At 46.2% G+C, this 18,832-nt stretch carries 8 protein-coding genes; all 8 read left to right on the forward strand.

Annotated features, from left to right (window positions below):
• Positions 1-23: 23 nt before the first annotated feature.
• The gene (locus ACE04G_RS15105) at positions 24-977 is read left to right on the forward strand and encodes an EamA family transporter (protein ID WP_221819555.1); all 954 of its coding nucleotides are present in this window, start codon (positions 24-26) and stop codon (positions 975-977) included.
• Between the two features lie 433 nt (positions 978-1,410).
• Positions 1,411-1,836, forward strand: a complete 426-nt coding sequence (locus ACE04G_RS15110; RefSeq protein WP_074094860.1) for a cupredoxin domain-containing protein — start codon at positions 1,411-1,413, stop codon at positions 1,834-1,836.
• Positions 1,837-1,932: 96 nt separating this feature from the next.
• Positions 1,933-2,955, forward strand: a complete 1,023-nt coding sequence (locus tag ACE04G_RS15115) for an SDR family oxidoreductase (protein ID WP_221819554.1) — start codon at positions 1,933-1,935, stop codon at positions 2,953-2,955.
• Between the two features lie 156 nt (positions 2,956-3,111).
• A complete protein-coding gene (locus tag ACE04G_RS15120; RefSeq protein WP_449004473.1) occupies positions 3,112-10,614 on the forward strand; it encodes a fibronectin type III domain-containing protein in 7,503 nt (2,500 codons plus the stop codon).
• Positions 10,615-10,741: 127 nt separating this feature from the next.
• Complete coding sequence (gene treR / locus ACE04G_RS15125; protein ID WP_221819552.1) at positions 10,742-11,452, forward strand: trehalose operon repressor; 711 nt, start codon at positions 10,742-10,744, stop codon at positions 11,450-11,452.
• 173 nt (positions 11,453-11,625) lie between these two features.
• A complete protein-coding gene (locus tag ACE04G_RS15130) occupies positions 11,626-14,964 on the forward strand; it encodes a DUF5107 domain-containing protein (RefSeq protein WP_221819551.1) in 3,339 nt (1,112 codons plus the stop codon).
• A 50-nt stretch (positions 14,965-15,014) separates the two neighbouring features.
• On the forward strand, positions 15,015-17,354 hold the full coding sequence (locus tag ACE04G_RS15135; protein ID WP_221819550.1) for a beta-galactosidase: 2,340 nt from the start codon (positions 15,015-15,017) through the stop codon (positions 17,352-17,354).
• 411 nt (positions 17,355-17,765) lie between these two features.
• On the forward strand, positions 17,766-18,698 hold the full coding sequence (locus tag ACE04G_RS15140; RefSeq protein WP_397376245.1) for a glycoside hydrolase family 5 protein: 933 nt from the start codon (positions 17,766-17,768) through the stop codon (positions 18,696-18,698).
• Positions 18,699-18,832 lie beyond the last annotated feature (134 nt).

Raw genomic sequence — 18,832 nt, forward strand, 5'->3', positions numbered from 1 at the left:
TATCATCAGGAGGTTTATTCACAATGAAATATTATCTGTCCGTTCTCGCGGGAGCGATGAGCTATGGCATATTATCCACGATTGTGGTTCTGGCGTACGGCGAAGGATATAAACTTGGAGAGGTTGTGGGAGCACAGCTGATCACGGGTTTTCTTCTATCCTGGATGCTGGCGCTATACACAAGATTTAGAACAAAACGTAAGTCACAGGCAAATGGCAAAGCATCAGGAGCCGTGGCACAGGTATTCAAGCGGTTGACGTGGAAACAACGTCTGATATTGATGGCTGCTGGAACACCAACCGTAATTACAGGTCTCGTGTATTATCAGTCTTTGCGTTACATTCCGGCTTCACTTGCCATTATCCTGTTGTTCCAGTTCACTTGGATTAGTGTATTGATTCAGGCGATAAGCAAACGACAACGTCCAGACAAAGTCACGTTCCTGACGTTGATCATTCTGTTCGGTGGAACCTTGCTGGCAGCGGGTTTCCTGGAACAAGGATTGGGTGAGTTCAACGGTCTGGGTATTGCTCTTGGGCTAATGGCAGCCGTAAGTTATTCCCTGTTTGTCTTGTTCAGCGGCAAAGCGGTTCCTTCAGCGCATCCAGCCTTCCGCAGTGCGTGGATGGTTACAGGCGGATTGATCCTGCTGTGCATTTTGTTCCCGCCGACATTCCTCTTTAACGGATTGATCTGGAGCCAATTGCTTGTATTTGGATTGCTACTCGGATTCTTCGGGGCATTCATTCCACCAGTACTGTTCGCTATCGGCGTTCCGCATATTGGTGGTGACATGGCCGGAATCCTGGGTGCAGTGGAGCTTCCAATTGCAGTTTTGTTATCCTCAATCGTGCTCCATGAGCATGTCAGCGGATTGCAATGGTTCGGAGTTATTATAGTGCTCATTGGTGTAGCCCTGCCAGAGTTGTATAAATTACGCATGAGACGAAGTCGGAATACACCGATATATTCCTGAGTTATACAAAAAGGGATATTGCAAAGCATGAACGGGAATACCCGTAGATAAGCCTGAGAAATCAGGCTTTTTCTATTGAAATATTCTATATAAATTGAACTAAACATTTACACGAAACGGAGAGGACAGAAATAATCTGAAGAAGCGAAGCGTGCGCCTACAAGCTTTCTGCAAGAAAGCTACATCGGAAGCATACGCTATTCCCGGATTTTACCCTTTGAAAAAGGAAATCAAAAAATCTGGGGATAACAGCGATCGAAAGGTTGTTCTGTCATCGGAGTGTCCAGTGTAAATATTCTTTAGTTCCACTTATATAGCTCAACCGCAATAGCCCAGAGGGGTCATTTTCATTGTCATGCGAATCAGGTATGCTTAAAGAATACATCCGTCTGTGGATTGAATATTGATGGGACATCGAATGAGGAGTGTTTATATGAAAAGCTGGTTTGGAAAAACATGGCCTTGGTTAACGCTGGGTCTGACCGTTGTTGTACTGCTTGGATCATTTTTGGTTTATTTTATGGGCAAAGACGTATCCCCGGGATCGGGAAGTGCAGTAACAGCACAAGCCGAGACTGCGGAGGATTTGAAGGGATATGAAGTCATTGATGTGGACGTGAGCAACGATGGTTTTGGACCAGACGTTATCGAGGTGAAAGCTGGCGTACCGACCAAAATCAACTTTATTCTGACCCGGTCGGTTACACATGTGAAATCAGTAGGATCACAAAAGCTTGGCATGGATCTATACATGCAAAAGGGACCCAATTATTATACGGTCGACAAAGATCTGCCCAAGGGAGAATATGAGATCCATTGCGGCATGTACATGATATATGCAACGATTAAGGTCGTATAAACAGAAGGAGCAAAGTTTCGGGTCACCGAGCTTTGCTCCTTTTTTTGGTGCGTGATATCATGGAAAAGTGGGTAAAATCGATCAGGAGGTGGCGAAATGAAAGCGCTATTTATTGGAGGGACAGGCACCATCAGTACGGCCATTACGGAGATGCTTGCACAGCAAGGCTGTGAACTGTATTTAATTAATCGCGGCAATCATAACGATGACTTACCTAGTGAGGTCAACGTACTTCAAGCGGACATTAATGACGAGACACGTGTAGCGGAACTGATAGCTGATCTGGAATTTGATGTTGTGGCAGACTTTATCGCTTTTGTACCGTCTCAATTGGAGCGAGATTACCGTTTGTTCAAGGATAAAACCAAGCAGTTTATATTTATAAGTTCAGCATCAGCGTATCAGACTCCTCTGGCTGATTACCGGATCACGGAAGGTACGCCCTTATCGAATCCATACTGGGAGTATTCTCGCAACAAGATTGCCTGTGAAGACTATCTGATGAAACAATACCGCGAGCATGGGTTTCCTGTTACCATCGTGCGTCCGAGCCATACGTATGGCGACAAATCGGTACCTCTCGGTGTTCATGGTGCTCAAGGCAGCTGGCAGGTTCTCAAGCGTATCCGTGAAGGAAAACCCGTTATCATCCACGGAGATGGCACCTCACTGTGGACCATTACGCACAATACTGATTTTGCCAAAGGGTTTATCGGGCTTATGGGAAATATCCATGCCATTGGTGAATCGGTACATATCACCTCGGATGAATCCGTCACCTGGAATCAGATTCATGAGATTATAGCTGGTGTGTTGGGCGTTAAGCTTCATGCGGTGCATGTACCCTCTGAGTTCTTGGCCGCATGCAGTGATCAGGATCTTCGCGGCGGATTGCTGGGTGACAAAGCCAATACCGTTGTCTTTGATAACAGCAAGCTGAAGCGGCTTGTTCCGGAATTTGTAGCAACGACAAGAGCTGATCAGGGCATTCGACGTACGATTGAGCACATTCTGGCGCATCCTGAATTACAGACCGAAGATCCGGAATTTGATGTATGGTGTGACAAGGTCGTTGGCGCACTAGACGAAGCGTTATTAAAGATCAGAGATGAGAAATGAGAAGTAAGGCGTTCATGATCAAGTGTTTACATTCATGCGCTTAATCGTTATAATCAAGAAAAAATGACACTTGTTAGGGGAGGCACCCCAACTTAGGACATCGTTCCTTTGTTGGGGTGCCTCCTTTTTTTTGTGTGCCAAAAAGGAGAGTAGACGTTGAAGAAATCAGGAAAACGTGTGAAGAAACAAGCGGAACAATTAACCAAAGTGGTACTGGCATTTGCGTTATTATCACCTCAAGCCCTGTTGCTTGAATGGGGCGCAACGACGGTAATGGCTGAAACGGTTGAAACCATCGGGATTGTATCCGATACGTCCAGCATGAAGGCTGTACAGTCCTCCAAGGTGAAAGTGGAGATGAACAGTGATGGTAAATACAGAATTGTATTACTACCAAACACAAATGTATTTTACGGTGGTGATACAGGGAATGTATCCACCATTATCGACCATAATGGATCACCCGTGAACTTCAAAACATTGCCGCTTAATTATTACCGAATTAACAATAATGTGATTGAAATGTCCCGGCAAAAGGACAATGTCGAATATATTTTGCGTGTATCTATCGTTAATGCTACCTCACAAGGTGGATACATGAAGGTTGAACTGGAAGCCATCAACCGCAGTGGATCGGCACTGAATTTGGGTGGAACATTTTATTGGGATACGATGGTGAATGGCAATGATGCATCTCCGTTTGAAGTCATCGAGAATGGATGGCGCAATTACAGCGGCGGCGTTCAGGTCACGGCTTTTTATGCGAATACGTACAATGTTGTGAATGCAGATCGCATATACATGGGACAGTACAGCGGTCCGGACAATGCGCAGCTAACAGGGGGTTCTTCACCTTCGTCATTCACTACAGGGCAGACCGTTACGGCGAGTGATACAGCTGCGCAATTCTGGTGGAATGCCAAAGCAACAGCGAATCAGGCTTCACGCAAATTTTCAACGATCGTGGGAATCGGCCCTCAGAACGTTCCGCCTTCATTTACACTAACGGCTCCTTCTTCGGGGCAAACGTATTACAAAGGCGAGCAACTTCAGATCTCTGGTACAACGCGAGATACGGATGTAGGAGACCTATTGACCGTGAAATGGTCCATTGATGGTGGGTCTGAGAACATTTTGACCCAGATGACCGCGACGGGTTCAAATCAGTCTTTCAACACTAACTACACATTGCCTGACACCCTGCCAGATGGTACGCACACATTGCAAGTATGGGTCATGGATGACAAAGGTGGGGTGTCCTCAGCAGGAACCGTTAACTTTACGGTTAGAAGTTTTGTTGTGCCTGGAACGCCGACTTATACACTGGTTAACCCTAATAACTTGACGGTCAACTGGGATAAGAAGGCCAATGACGCCTCTGTTACATATGAGCTGAAGAATATGACCACGAATCAGATCGTGGATACAGGTGCGTCAAACAGTCGGCAGGTGACAGGGCTCACTCCGAATACCAGTTATTCTTTTGCTGTACGTGCCAAAAATTCAAGTGGTTCCTTCACGGGGTACTCCAGTCCATCCACCAAATATACATTGGCGAATCCACCCGCTGCTGCGGCTGTGACACAATCAGGCAACTCTGTTACAGCGAGTTGGAATAATAATAGTAACCCTGCGGGCACTCATTACAAAACGGAAATACGCAGTCCAGGTGGGCAAGTCCTCGCAACGGGAACAACAACTTCCACACGTACAGAATTTGCCCTGACCGGACTCGCGGATGGAAAATATGAAGTTCTTGTGGCGGCACTGAATGGTGAAGGGATACAGACCCCGTTTATATCCGCTGGAGAGATGATTAAAGATACAACGGGTCCAACTGCTCCTTCCGTTACAGTTACTCCATCCTCATGGACCAAGGAAGATGTTCTCGTCACGGTTGAAGAAGGAAAGGATGCTTTGAGCGGAACTCAGAAGACTGAAGTTAAAGTTGGTCCGGCAGGAGAATGGCGTGAATATAGCGATCCGTTTACCGTAAACAGTGAAGGCAACACAACTGTTATGGCACGCAGTATTGATGCGTTTGGTAATACAGGACAGGAAACGGCTGTGACAGCTAGGGTAGATCGGACGGCACCAACGCCTCCCGTTATCTCGCTGAATCCGCCCGATTGGACAAAAGCGGCGGTAATCGTGACATTAACGGTGGGTACGGACGAAGCAAGTGGCATTGGTCTGACACAATATAAGCTGGGAAGTGAGGGAGAATGGATCGACTATAAGGCTCCTCTTACACTAAGTGAAGAAGGGATAACCGAGATTTACGCACGAAGTGTTGATCGGGCCGCCAATGTCAGTGCTTCCACTTCGGCAACAGCCAGAATCGACAAGACTGGGCCTGAGCAACCAACGATTGCGTTAAGTGAAGAGGATTGGACGAATGAGGATGTAACTTTTGCGATAAACAGTGGTGAAGATGCGGGCAGTGGGCTTGCCAAGAGTCAATATCGACTTAACAAAGAAGGTCCTTGGATCGATTATACGGGTGAAGTGACGGTTACCGATGAGGGAGAAACGATCGTATATGCACGCTCAATTGACCGTGTAGGCAACATAAGCACGTCCGCTCAGGCTACAGTTCGAATTGACAAGACAGCTCCAACCGAGCCGGTGATTAGTTTAAGTCCTTCTGGATGGAGTAAAGAACATGTGCAATTCACTATCGCTGGAAGTGTGGATGAACAAGCGATATCCTATGAATACAGCATGAATGATGCCCCGTATATGACAGGAAGTAGCGGTACAGTTAGTACAAACGGCGCTACCACCATTCGGGCCCGAGCAAGAGATACCGTTGGTAATGTGAGCAAGGAAGTGAGTCGAATCGCCTATGTGGATCAGATGGCTCCAACGATTACATTTGCACCGAACGGACATGGCTGGACGGACACGGACATATCCACTACCATTCAGTATGCCGATGCCCACTCAGGCATTCAGGAACTGGAACGATTCTATCAAGTTACGAACAGTGCAGAATCACCGGAGCATTGGCTTGAAGCTCGCTCTGATGAGCATCAAATATCCATCGAATCGGAAGGCATCTGGTACATCCATGCCAAAACCATGGACAGAGCAGGGAATACATATGAGACAACTTCATCACCTTACCATATTCAACGCAAGCCCCAGCAACCGAGTCATGTGAGAATGACACAGATCGCTGAGACATCAGCTGAACTTACAGTGGATTTGCCGACTGGGGAAAGGTATACCGATGGATATCAGTATGAGATAACGAATAAAACAACAGGACAGTCATGGACACTGGATTATCCTAACCACAGTATAATCGATCACTCCCTAAGCGGTGGTCAGGTCTATGAATATGAAGTTAGAGTGAGAAACCATACCGGAGTAAGTGATGCAGTAAGCGCTCAAGTATTAACTACCCCGGCAGCTCCCGGAACATTGCACGTTCGAAAAGTAGATTCACAGCCCAATCTGGCCGAAATTCATTTTGATTCAGTACGAGGAGCAGATGCTTACCGCATCATCGTGACTACTTCGGACGGTGCCACCGTATTTGATCAGACGGTATCTGATCCTGGCAGCCTTCCCTATGTTAGCAACCTCGTTCCAGGAACCATTCATAACATTTCGGTAACGGCAATGAATGAAAGTGGCGCAGGTGGTAGCAGTAGAACCGGATTCCTCACACTGCCGGCAATGCCCGGACAATTTATGGCCGTTCAAATTCAGGAGCATGATATTTCATTAGAATGGCAGACAGTGACTTCTGCAACGTATTATGGTCTTTCACGTGATGGAGCAGCCATATATGAAGGAGAGCAGACGGAGTATCTGGACTCGGGTCTGGATAGCGGAACGGAGTACAGCTATACGTTAATTGCCGGAAATGAGACAGGAACAGGACCGTTGGCAGGATTACCTTTGCTCAAGACTTTACCTGGGCAAGTGTCCGGCTTACAGGTATCCGATGCTTCCACAGCGAGCCTTCGTCTGAATTGGGAAGCAGTACGAGGAGCCGATCGTTATGAGTTATGGTTGAATGGAGAGATGTCGGGAACGGTTTCTGCCGGAACCCAAGAATGGGTCTATGCGGGACTGAGTTCAGGAACATCTTATCAACTGGATGTACAAGCAGTGAACGGAAGTGGACAGGGGATACGCAGTTCGGTATCAGGAACAACACTACCGGAGAGCCCGTCGGGACTTCACGTTGTTCAAGTAACTGAACAGGGAGCAATCTTGAGCTGGGAACCTGTAGCTGGGGCAACGAAATATCGGGTGGTCATCGATGGACAGAGCCATGAGATATCAGATACACAACTCGCAGTTCACCACCTGTCAAGCAGTCATGAGTATACCTATGAAGTACAGGCAGGCAATGCTGCCGGGTACGGTGCATCCACCAGTAGTACAATTCTTACGCTACCTAGCAGGCCGGAAGGACTTAATGTCACATCGACTGGTGAGACAAGTATGGGACTTGCTTGGCAAGCTGTAGATACGGCGAATCTCTATATTGTGAAAATCAATGGAACAGAAATGGGTAGAACATCAGAACTGGCCTACATGCTTGAGGGATTGTTGCCAGGTACAGAGTACGCTTTGGAAGTACAGGCTGTGAATGCTTCTGGATCAGGTGAGACAGCGCAGCTCATCCGATTGTCCAAACCTGTGTCGCCTGCCGAAGTACTTGTTGATTCAGGAGTACATCATGCAAAAGTTTCCTGGTCTGTCGTGGAAGGTGCCGCTGAATACGTGATTGAGCAGAATGGCAAGGAGATCTATAGAGGAATGGAGAATGGAGCGACGATTACAGGTCTCCAGGGTGGAACGTGGCATCGCTATCAACTATGGGCAGTCAATAGACAAGGGACTCGTTCTGAAGCGACGGATGTATCTCTGCTGACTTTGCCTGAGAAACCCGTTAAGATTGCGGTATATGATGTGGCAAAAAACAGCCTGGGTCTGGATTTCAGTAACACTGGTGTCCAAGGGGCAGATTATTATGTCATTGAAAGGGATGGAAGAGAGATCACTCAGATGGATTCAAGTGAAACCCATTTCGTAGACAAGGATCTGTTGCCAGGAACGAAATACACTTATGTGATTCGGGCAGTCAATACGAGTGGAACGAGTGCGCCGCTTACTTTCAGTGTAATGACTCAAACGTTGCCATTGGTTGCAGAAAGTATAACAGTGAAAGCCGGAACACATGTGGTGGATCTGGCTTGGGATGTTGTTCAGGGAGCAGCAGCATATGAGATTCGTAATCGGGTAACGGGAGATGTGCAGAGCGTGTCTGAACCGTCTGTACATCTCAATAGTATGCTGGATGGCACGGCGTATGAATTCGAACTTGTTGCGATTAATGAAGATGGGCATCGGTCAGAGTCTATTCAGATTCAAGTTTTAACGAAACCCATATCACCTCAGACGGCAGGCATAACACATATTGCAGATCAGACCGCGGTACTGGACCTGACTGGAAGCTCAACACGGGGAGCAGAGCAATTCATTATTATGCGGGATGGTGTTGAAGTTGCTAAGGTTCCAGCAGATCAAACTTCATTTGAAGATGATGGACTGACACCAGGAGAGCATTACACGTATACCATCAAAACATCCAATGCAACGGGAGAGAGTGATTCCGGTTTCGAAGTTCACTTGAGAACGTTGCCTGCGACCATTCATGAACCTTTACATGCAAGCAAGATTGGGGAAAAGGAGGGATGGATCTCTTGGCCAAAGGTACAAGGTGCGGAGGGATATACTATACGTATCGGAGATCAGATGTTCACCACGATTGATGAAGGAGATATCACAGATGTGAAGTTAACTTATCTGGAAAGTGCAACCCGATATGATCAGGTGCAGATTATTCCTTATAATACGGCTGGTTCAGGAAGCCCAATGGCCGTGACTCCTTTTTACACCTTACCTCATGTGGATTCACTGGAAATGAAGATATACCCCGAGACTGATCACGCTAATTTGGAATGGGATTTCCCTTATGTAAACGAAACATTCGTTGTATTGCTGGATGGCATGGAAGTATATCGAGGCAAACAAAAAGAGTTTATCATTGATCAACTGGATGCAGGCAAGCAGTACTCGATTGAAATCTACACAGAGAATGATCAGGGAGATGCATCGGAGAAGCTGGCGTATTCTGTCCTGACCAAACCAGCAGCTCCTGTCAAAGTCGAGTATCATTCGGCGAAGGACCACATTCGTCTTCTATTGGAACAGAGCCGGGTGGAAGGTGCCGAGCAGTTTATCATTGAGCGGGATGGTGTGGAGATTGCTCGTGTTCCTGCAGACGAACTGTTCTATGATGATGAGGAACTCGAACCGGGCGTGAACTATATCTTTACAGTGAAGACCATGAATGCCTCCGGCAGTAGTGATGGTGGTTATTACCTTCAAGCAATGACTTTGCCCGGTAGTGCTTCTCCTCCTCCTGTAGTAGAGGGGCGTTCAATGTATGGTGCAGACATTGTATGGGAACTGATTCCTGGTGCTGCGGGTTATCGAGTTTATCGAAATGAGGAGCTTGTGGGAACGACAACGGAGACATCCATACATGTATCTCAATTAAATAGTGCAGAGCGTTATACTGACTTTGCAATCATTCCATTTAATGAGGCAGGGGAGGGTGAAGCGCTCCAGGTTCCGGAATTCGAGACGTTGCCTTCCGAGGATCTGACAGTTGCAGCCGTAGCGCAAGGCACAAGTGCGATTAAGCTCACTTGGGAACTGGATTCAATGAATGAGGTGATTGTGATCACCCATAAAGATCGTGAGATCTATCGTGGCACCCAGCGCAGTCATGTATGGACAGGACTTAATGCCGAGCAGCATTATGAGGTGGAAGTATGGACGGAGAATTCAGCAGGTGAAAAAAGTAAAAGCAAACGGGCAGCAGCCATGACTTTTCCGTATCCACCATCCGCCTGGAGCGGTGGCGGTGCAACCCCCATTCCAAACGGTACATCGGAACAAGCCGATGAGGTGAGTCCACAACCAGAACCGTCTGAGCAGCATGATGTACCTGTGAAAAAAAATATTAAATTTATCGATATCAGCCAAACATTCAATAAAGATCAGATTACCTGGCTGGCAGAACAGAATATCATTCAAGGTGTAAGTGAAACTCGCTTCGAACCACGCCGTCCGATCACGCGTGCAGAATTTACCGCATTAATCGTGCGTCTGATGGGTGTGGATACAACGGTTAATGAACAGCATGAATTTCAGGATGTAAACGACGATGATTGGTTCGCTCCAGAGATTAAGGCAGCCGTTCACCATGAGATGGTTCAAGGGATGGGGAATAGGAAATTTGCTCCACATGCACTGGTAACCCGTGAACAGGCATCCAAGATTATAGCAAATGTAGTCCGTAAAATCAGACCGGAACCGCTGACTTCCCCAAGAGCATTTACCGACCAGACTGATGTATCTGATTGGGCCAAAGAAGAAGTGCAGGAACTTGCAGGTTTGTACATGATTACCGGATATGAAGACGGCAGCTTCCGTCCCATGCAGCACTTAAGCAGATCCGAAGCTGCAGCGCTGATCTTCCGCTTAAATAAGCTGATTCAAGTCATGGATGAGAACGGTACAGATCAAGTGGAGAAAGCGTCAGCGTTGAATCGTCATATCTAGATTAAATTGATTCTTACATGTGATACTACATTCATCGGAAGTAATGACATTACCGCTTGATTGGTTTTTAATGTTATAATAGGTTGCCAATATGATAAAAAAGGGTAATGAACAATGGTGATGAATAATGAATAATAAATTTATCCGGATATATGAAGATATTGCAGATCGTATTCGGACCGGAGAGATTGAGGCAGGGACGCTGCTTCAATCGGAACTGGATCTATCGGAAAGTTATCAAACGTCTCGAGAGACTATCCGCAAAGCATTGAAAATGTTGTACGAAGAAGGTTATATTCAGAAGATTCAAGGCAAGGGCTCGATTGTACTGGACATACGCAAGATCGATTTTCCCATCTCAGGTCTGGTTAGCTTCAAGGAATTGGCCAAAAAAATGGGACATCGTGCTCAAACGTATGTGAAGGTTTTTGAGGAGCAGCAGGTCAATCAGGCGTTGCACAAGAAAATTAACTTTGGTCTGAATGAACGGGTCTGGGAGATCAGACGTGTGCGCAAAGTGGATGGAGAGCATGTCATACTGGACAAAGATTACATTAGTCAGCGGCTTGTTCCTGGGCTCAGCAAAGAGATCTGTAATGATTCCATCTATCAGTACATTGAGCAAGAGCTGGGGCTTTCCATTTCGTTTGCCAAGAAAGAGATTCTGGTGGAAGAACCCACCGCTGAGGACAGGGAATTACTTGACCTTGAAGGTTTCCACAATGTAGTTGTGGTGAGGAGCCAGGTGTACCTGGAGGATGCCAGTCAATTTCAGTATACGGAGTCGAGGCACCGGCCGGACAAGTTCAGATTTGTGGATTTTGCACGCCGCAGATAAGTTAATCGAGATCGATCAGAGAGTACCTTTCACTGAATTATTCAGTGGATTGGTGCTCTCTTTGGTTATGGGGGAATCCGAAGATCGTCCATCAAGAACCGCTTAATGTCAATGTTCTTCCTGCATGTCGGAGCGTATGATCACAATATATACGAGGCCGAGGAGTGAGGGAATTGAATCACGTGACAGCGACATCCAATGTTCGCATATGGGAAGAAACCAGAGATATTCCAACCTATGGTACAGGTAAACCGGACAAAAATCCGATGTTTCTTGAAAAGAGAATCTATCAGGGAAGTTCGGGTAAGGTGTACCCGCATCCCGTGATCGACAGCATTGAAGATGAAGCCCAAATGAAGTCGTATCGATTAATTATTCTTGAAAATGAATATGTACGTATCGAGCTGATGCCCGAATTTGGGGGACGGATCTATCGTGCGCTGGATCGGACCAACAACTACGATTTTGTATATTATAACCGGGTGATTAAACCTGCACTTGTGGGTCTGGCAGGGCCATGGATTTCCGGAGGAATTGAATTCAACTGGCCACAGCATCATCGGCCCAACACGTTTGGTCCAGTCGACTATACATTTGGCAGTAATGAAGATGGAAGCGCTACCGTGTGGGTGGGTGAGATTGATCGCATGTATGGTACCAAAATGACCGCTGGCTTCACATTACATCCCGGCAAAGCCTATCTTGAAATCCATGCCGAGGTATACAATCGTACCAGCGCACCTCAAACTTTTCTATGGTGGGCCAACCCGGCTGTAGCTGTTAACGATCATACACAATCCGTTTTTCCACCTGATGTAACGGCTGTGCTGGACCACGGAAAACGGGACGTATCCCGCTTTCCAATCGCAACCGGCACCTATTACAAGATGGACTATTCCGAAGGTGTGGATATCTCGCGATACAAAAACATACCGGTTCCAACATCCTATATGGCGTATAAGTCGGATTATAATTTTGTAGGGGGTTATGACCACGGGGTTCAGGCAGGTTTGTTGCATGTAGCCAATCATCATATTTCTCCGGGCAAGAAACAATGGACCTGGGGGAACGGGGAATTCGGGCAAGCCTGGGATCGTCAGTTAACGGACGAGGATGGACCTTATATTGAATTAATGACAGGGATCTATACCGATAATCAGCCTGATTTTACGTGGTTACAGCCCTATGAAGCGAAATCATTCTCGCAGTATTTTATGCCGTATAAAGGAATTGGTATGGTCAAAAACGCAACGATTGATGCAGCGGTTAATCTGGAAATGGACGAAACGACCGGAATGGTAACCGTGATGGTATATGCGACGTCGGTTTTTGAACAAGTGATCGTTGAAGTAAAAGGGCTGACCGCGTTGTATCTCCAGGACAAATGTAAAATTTCACCCACTGAAGTATATAAGACTTCATTCCCGTGGAGCGGACAAGATGAATGGCATCAGTTGAAGTTAAGTGTTCGAACTGTGGAAGGAAAAGAACTTGTGGCCTATCAGCCTGAACGTACTGAGATCCAGGAAGTTCCAGATCCGGCCACACCACTCTCGCTACCATCCGAGATTCGTACGAATGAACAACTATATCTGGCGGGTCTTCATTTGGAACAATATCGGCATGCCACGTATGAACCGGAACCTTATTATCTGGAAGGTTTGAAGCGTGATGCAACGGATATTCGTCTAAACATAGCGTATGGCACATTGCTGCTGCGTAGAGGGTTGTTTCAAGATGCAGAGAAGCATTTCAGACAGGCCGTGCAATCACTGACATGGAAAAATACAAATCCGTATGATAGTGAAGCATTTTACCAACTCGGTCTGAGTTTGAAACTACAGGGGAAACAGGAAGAAGCCTACGCAACACTGTATAAAGCCGTGTGGTCTGCACAGTATCAGGATATGGGTTATTACATGCTTGCTCAGATCGATACGGGGCAACATCGGTACATCGAAGCGTTGGATCACATCGAACGTTCGCTGATTCGTAATACCAGAAATTATAAGGCTCGGCATCTGAAGGTGGCTCTGTTACGTAGAATAGGTCAAGATAAACAGGCGATCCAATATGCGCGTGAGACATTGGAACTGGACCCGGTTGAATTTGGAGCTGCATATGAATTAGTCCTGATCTATAGCGGAGCGACTACACCTTTAGAGAGAGAACAAGCGGGGCAAACACATGAGCATTTCCATCGTCTGATGCGAGGAGACGTTTATAATTATCTGAATCTAGCCGCAGACTACGCGGATTGTGGATTGTGGGAAGAAGCACTGACGGTACTCTCTTATGTTGAATCCGAAATTGCACAGCCGTATCCTATGGTTGGTTATGCTCAGGCTTACTTATATCGTCAGCTGAGGGATGTGGAGCAGGCCCGGGAGTGTCAAAAGCAGGGGAAAGCTGCTCCAACGGATTATTGTTTTCCTAATACGTTATTTGAATTCATGGTGCTTCAGGATGCATTGGCAGTGGATTCGAATGATGCGCGTGCTCACTATTACCTGGGAAATTGGTTATATGATCATAAACGCTACGAGGAAGCAATCACCCATTGGGAAACCTCACGCGAGGTGGATGCTTCATATTCGACTGTACATCGGAATCTGGGACTGGCTTATTATAACAAGTCGAATCGGCCCGATCTTGCACTGGCATCATTAGAGGAAGCTTTCCGGTTGGATTCGCAAGATGCACGGGTCTTCTACGAGTTGGATCAGCTGCGCAAGAAGATGGGGTATTCCTGCGAGCATCGAATCAAACAGCTGGAAGATCACATGGAGCTGGTTCATCATCGTGACGATCTGTACATCGAGTGGGTGACTTTACTGAATATGCAAGGTAGTCATCAAGAAGCATGGAATGCCCTTCAGACCCGGCGGTTTCATCCATGGGAGGGTGGAGAAGGCAAGGTAACAGGACAATATGTTACGGCACTGACAGAACTGGCAAAGCGAAAACTGGAGAAACAACAACCTGAACTAGCAATGGAATTGTTGAAGAAGGCTTTGGTTTACCCGGTGAACTTAGGTGAAGGTAAATTGGAGGGAGCCGGAGACAACCCCGTTTACTTTTATCTTGGCTGTGCCTACCAGCAACTGAAGAATGATCAGGCGGCAGAGGAGAATTTCCACAGAGCATCCATCGGTTTGAATGAACCGGCAAGCGCGATGTTTTATAATGATCAACCGCCGGAATCCATCTATTATCAGGGTCTGGCCTGGCAGAAACTTGGCAATGTGAAGGAAGCAAATCAACGCTTTAACAAACTCATTGACTATGCGGAAAGACATATGCATGATCACATCCGAATGGATTATTTTGCGGTATCTCTGCCCGATTTCCTAGTGTTTGACGACGATCTCAATCAGCGAAATGAAGAACATTGCCGATATATGCGGGCATTGGGTCTTCTGGGGCTGGGTCGGACGAGTGAAGCCAAACTTGAGTTGGAGCGGGTATTGGAGAAGAATCCCAATCATCAAGGGGCAATCATCCATCGATAATTGATAATCGTTCAACACATCCCATTTATAGCGAAGGAGTTATATAATCCATGAATGATAATATAGCAGGTAGCCAGATTCGCTTTATATTGGATGCGGAAGATAAAGAGATTCGTGCGGGTCGCATGACTGGCAGTGGTGGCAAAAGTCCACAAGGGGAATCGTATGATTTTACCAACTATTATATGACTCGTAATGCTAAACCCCGTATTCCCGTGGTAGGTGAGTTTCATTTCTCCAGATTCGCTTACTTGCAGTGGGAAGAAGAATTACTGAAGATGAAGGCAGGCGGGGTGAACATTGTCGCTTCCTATGTTTTCTGGAATTTTCACGAGGAGCAGGAAGGCGAATTTAATTGGTCAGGAAATCTGAATTTACGGCACTTTGTGGATCTGTGTAGCAAACATGAGCTGCCGCTGATCGTGCGAATTGGTCCATTCTGTCATGGGGAAGTGCGTAATGGGGGGATGCCGGATTGGCTATTCAGTTATCCATTCGAAGTCAGGTCGAACGATGAAGGGTATCTGTATTACGCCAAGCGATTATATCGGGAGATTGCCCGTCAGCTCAACGGCTGTTTTTATCAGGAGGGTGGCCCTGTTATCGGGGTACAGTTGGAAAATGAGTACATGCACGCTGGCGCACCCATGGATGCATGGGGGTATACCCGCGAAAAATACATTACCTCCGGTCGGGATGGACGAGAACATCTGAAGATGCTTCGCCATATTGCCGAAGAAGTCGGTATGAAGCCGATGTTCTATACTGCCACGGCCTGGGGCAATGCTGCCGTGCCTGAAGAAGGAACGTTGCCGATGCTCGCGGGGTATGCGTACACACCATGGATTCCCAATCAGCCTCCAAGCCGGGAGTATTTGTTCCGGGATCTGCATATGAATCCTGTGGAAGAAGTGGATTATGACAGTCTGGAGTACCCTGCTGCGTATTGCGAGCTTGCTGGGGGCATGCAAGTCAGTTATCACGCTCGTCCGGTTGTTGATGCGGACAGTGTCGAGGCGATGACCATTGTGAAGCTTGCGAACGGCAGCAATCTGGTTGGGTATTATATGTATCACGGGGGGACCAATCCGATAGGCAAAAATTCATATATGAACGAACAGGCATTGCCGAAAATGACGTATGACTATCAGGCCCCACTCGGGGAATTCGGACGTATTGGTGAATCGTATGACCGCATTCGTAGCTTGTCCATGTTCCTGGAAGCATATGGTGAGTTGCTTGCACCAATGGGCTGTGTTATACCGGATGGTCAACAATCTATAACCCCGGAGAACACGTTGGATCTGCGTTGGTCTGTTCGGCAACAAGATGGCTCGGGATTCCTGTTCATGAATAATTATCAGGATCATGTGGCGATGCCTGATCGTGATATCCAATTGGAGCTGCATACCAGCAAAGGGACTGCTTCTTATCCCAGAGAAGGAACGATGCGGCTGAAATCCGGCATGGCGGCCATTCTGCCTTTCCATATGAATCTGAATGGAATGAAGATCATTAGTGCTACCGTTCAGCCACTGACCCGATTTATGGTAAATCAGGAACTCACAGCTGTCTTTTATGCCCATGAAGGTATGGCGCCTGAGTATGTTATTGATACAGCATCTGTTACAAATGTGGATATGCCCGAAGGTACAGTATCAGAGCAGGGGAATGAAGTTGTGATACATCCGATTGCCGGCAAAGACCATCATCTGAGGATCACAACATCGGACGGTATGGCCATACGTATCATTACATTGACCCGTGAAGAGGCCTTGAATGCCTACCGTTTCCGTGTGGGCGGAGAAGAAAGGCTTGTAATTAGCAGCAGTCATCTGTATGTACAGAATGAGATGCTCCTATGTACATCCGTGGAGCAACCAGAGATGGAGGTATCCTTCTATCCGGCTCCAGAGCATGTTTCAGCTTCTAAATATGCTGTGTCATCACAGTCGAAGCCGGGAATATTCGTTACGTATACATTCCAAGTTTCGTCTTACGAGCCTGCTGTAGAGGTTGATTCTCCCAAAGAGTATGCAGCAACACTGAGATTGGACACAGCGTGGCCGGAACAAGTAGACGACGTGTGGGTTGAGATTGATTATGAAGGAGACGTTGCAACAGCACATATTCATCATCAGATGTTAACGGATCATATTCACTATGGACACAGCTGGATGCTTGGTTTGAAACAATCCCGTCATTTGCTGGCTGATCACGCGCTTCGTCTGTCTATAACTCCAATTCGAAAAGGGACGACTGAGAGTTATGTGAATCAGGCTTATGTGGAGCGGTTTGAGGGCGTGGAGATTGGAAAGTTTAATGAGATTCGGGTGAGATCACAGTACCGAGTTGGGTTAGTATTGTCGGGAGTTAGAGAAGACACTTAGTCTAAATCAGGAGTTAAACAACAGATAAACAAGACTTAAACAACAGTTAACTTTCGTTAATAATACAGAGGGTTCTTTCTCCGAACGATTGTGAGGGGAGAGAGCCCTTTTTGCTGTGTTATGTAAAAACAAATGATTCCTAATCATAGTAAAAAGATCTTGACTGGTAAGCGTTTTCAATTTATTATAACCTCATAACCTTAACGATAAAGTTTATTTAAACTAAATAACGTAACTATAATAAAGTTATTAGTTGTTTATTTGCTAACAAAAGAACTTCTATTACCAACGATTTTAGTTAACTTATTGCCTGGAGCAGGGTTAATTGAAATAAAAAAAACAAATACAGGAGGTTCCAAACGAATGGTTAATCTGAAAAAGTGTACAATCTTCACGGTTATTGCTGCTCTTATGTTCATGGTATTAGGGAGTGCAGCCCCCAAAGCTTCTGCTGCTACAGGTTTTTATGTAAGCGGTAACAAATTGTATGATTCCACAGGTAAGGCTTTTGTCATGAGAGGTGTTAATCACGGACATTCCTGGTTCAAAAATGATTTGAATACCGCTATCCCTGCCATCGCCAAAACAGGTGCCAATACGGTACGCATTGTTCTTTCGAATGGTAGCCTGTACACCAAAGATGATCTGAACGCTGTTAAAAATATTATTAATGTGGTTAACCAAAATAAAATGATAGCTGTACTCGAGGTACATGACGCCACAGGGAAAGATGACTATAATTCGTTGGATGCGGCGGTGAACTACTGGATTAGCATTAAGGAAGCTTTGATTGGCAAAGAAGATCGGGTCATCGTTAACATCGCCAATGAATGGTATGGAACGTGGAATGGAAGTGCGTGGGCTGATGGTTACAAAAAAGCCATTCCGAAACTTCGAAATGCGGGAATTAAAAATACGCTAATTGTGGATGCAGCCGGATGGGGACAGTTCCCTCAATCCATCGTGGATTATGGACAAAGTGTATTTGCAGCCGATTCTCAAAAAAATACGGTCTTCTCCATTCATATGTATGAGTATGCTGGCAAAGATGCTGCAACGGTCAAAGCCAATATGGAGAATGTGCTGAACAAAGGATTGGCTCTGATCATTGGTGAATTCGGGGGATATCACACAAACGGTGATGTGGACGAGTATGCCATCATGAGATATGGTCAGGAAAAAGGGGTAGGTTGGCTTGCCTGGTCGTGGTACGGAAACAGTTCCGGTCTGAACTATCTGGACATGGCCACAGGTCCAAACGGAAGCTTAACGAGCTTTGGCAACACTGTAGTTAATGATACCTATGGTATTAAAAACACTTCTCAAAAAGCGGGGGTTTTCTAATCCGCCGATGAAACAGGAACACTCTGACGGTTACGTCAGGGTGTTTTTTTAATAAAATAGCTCAATCTATGATGACTTTTGAATATTTCCGTTTTGTTTTAAAATATTTTGTTTTCAAAATAAAACAAAGATGT

The organism is Paenibacillus sp. AGC31 (assembly GCF_057334655.1).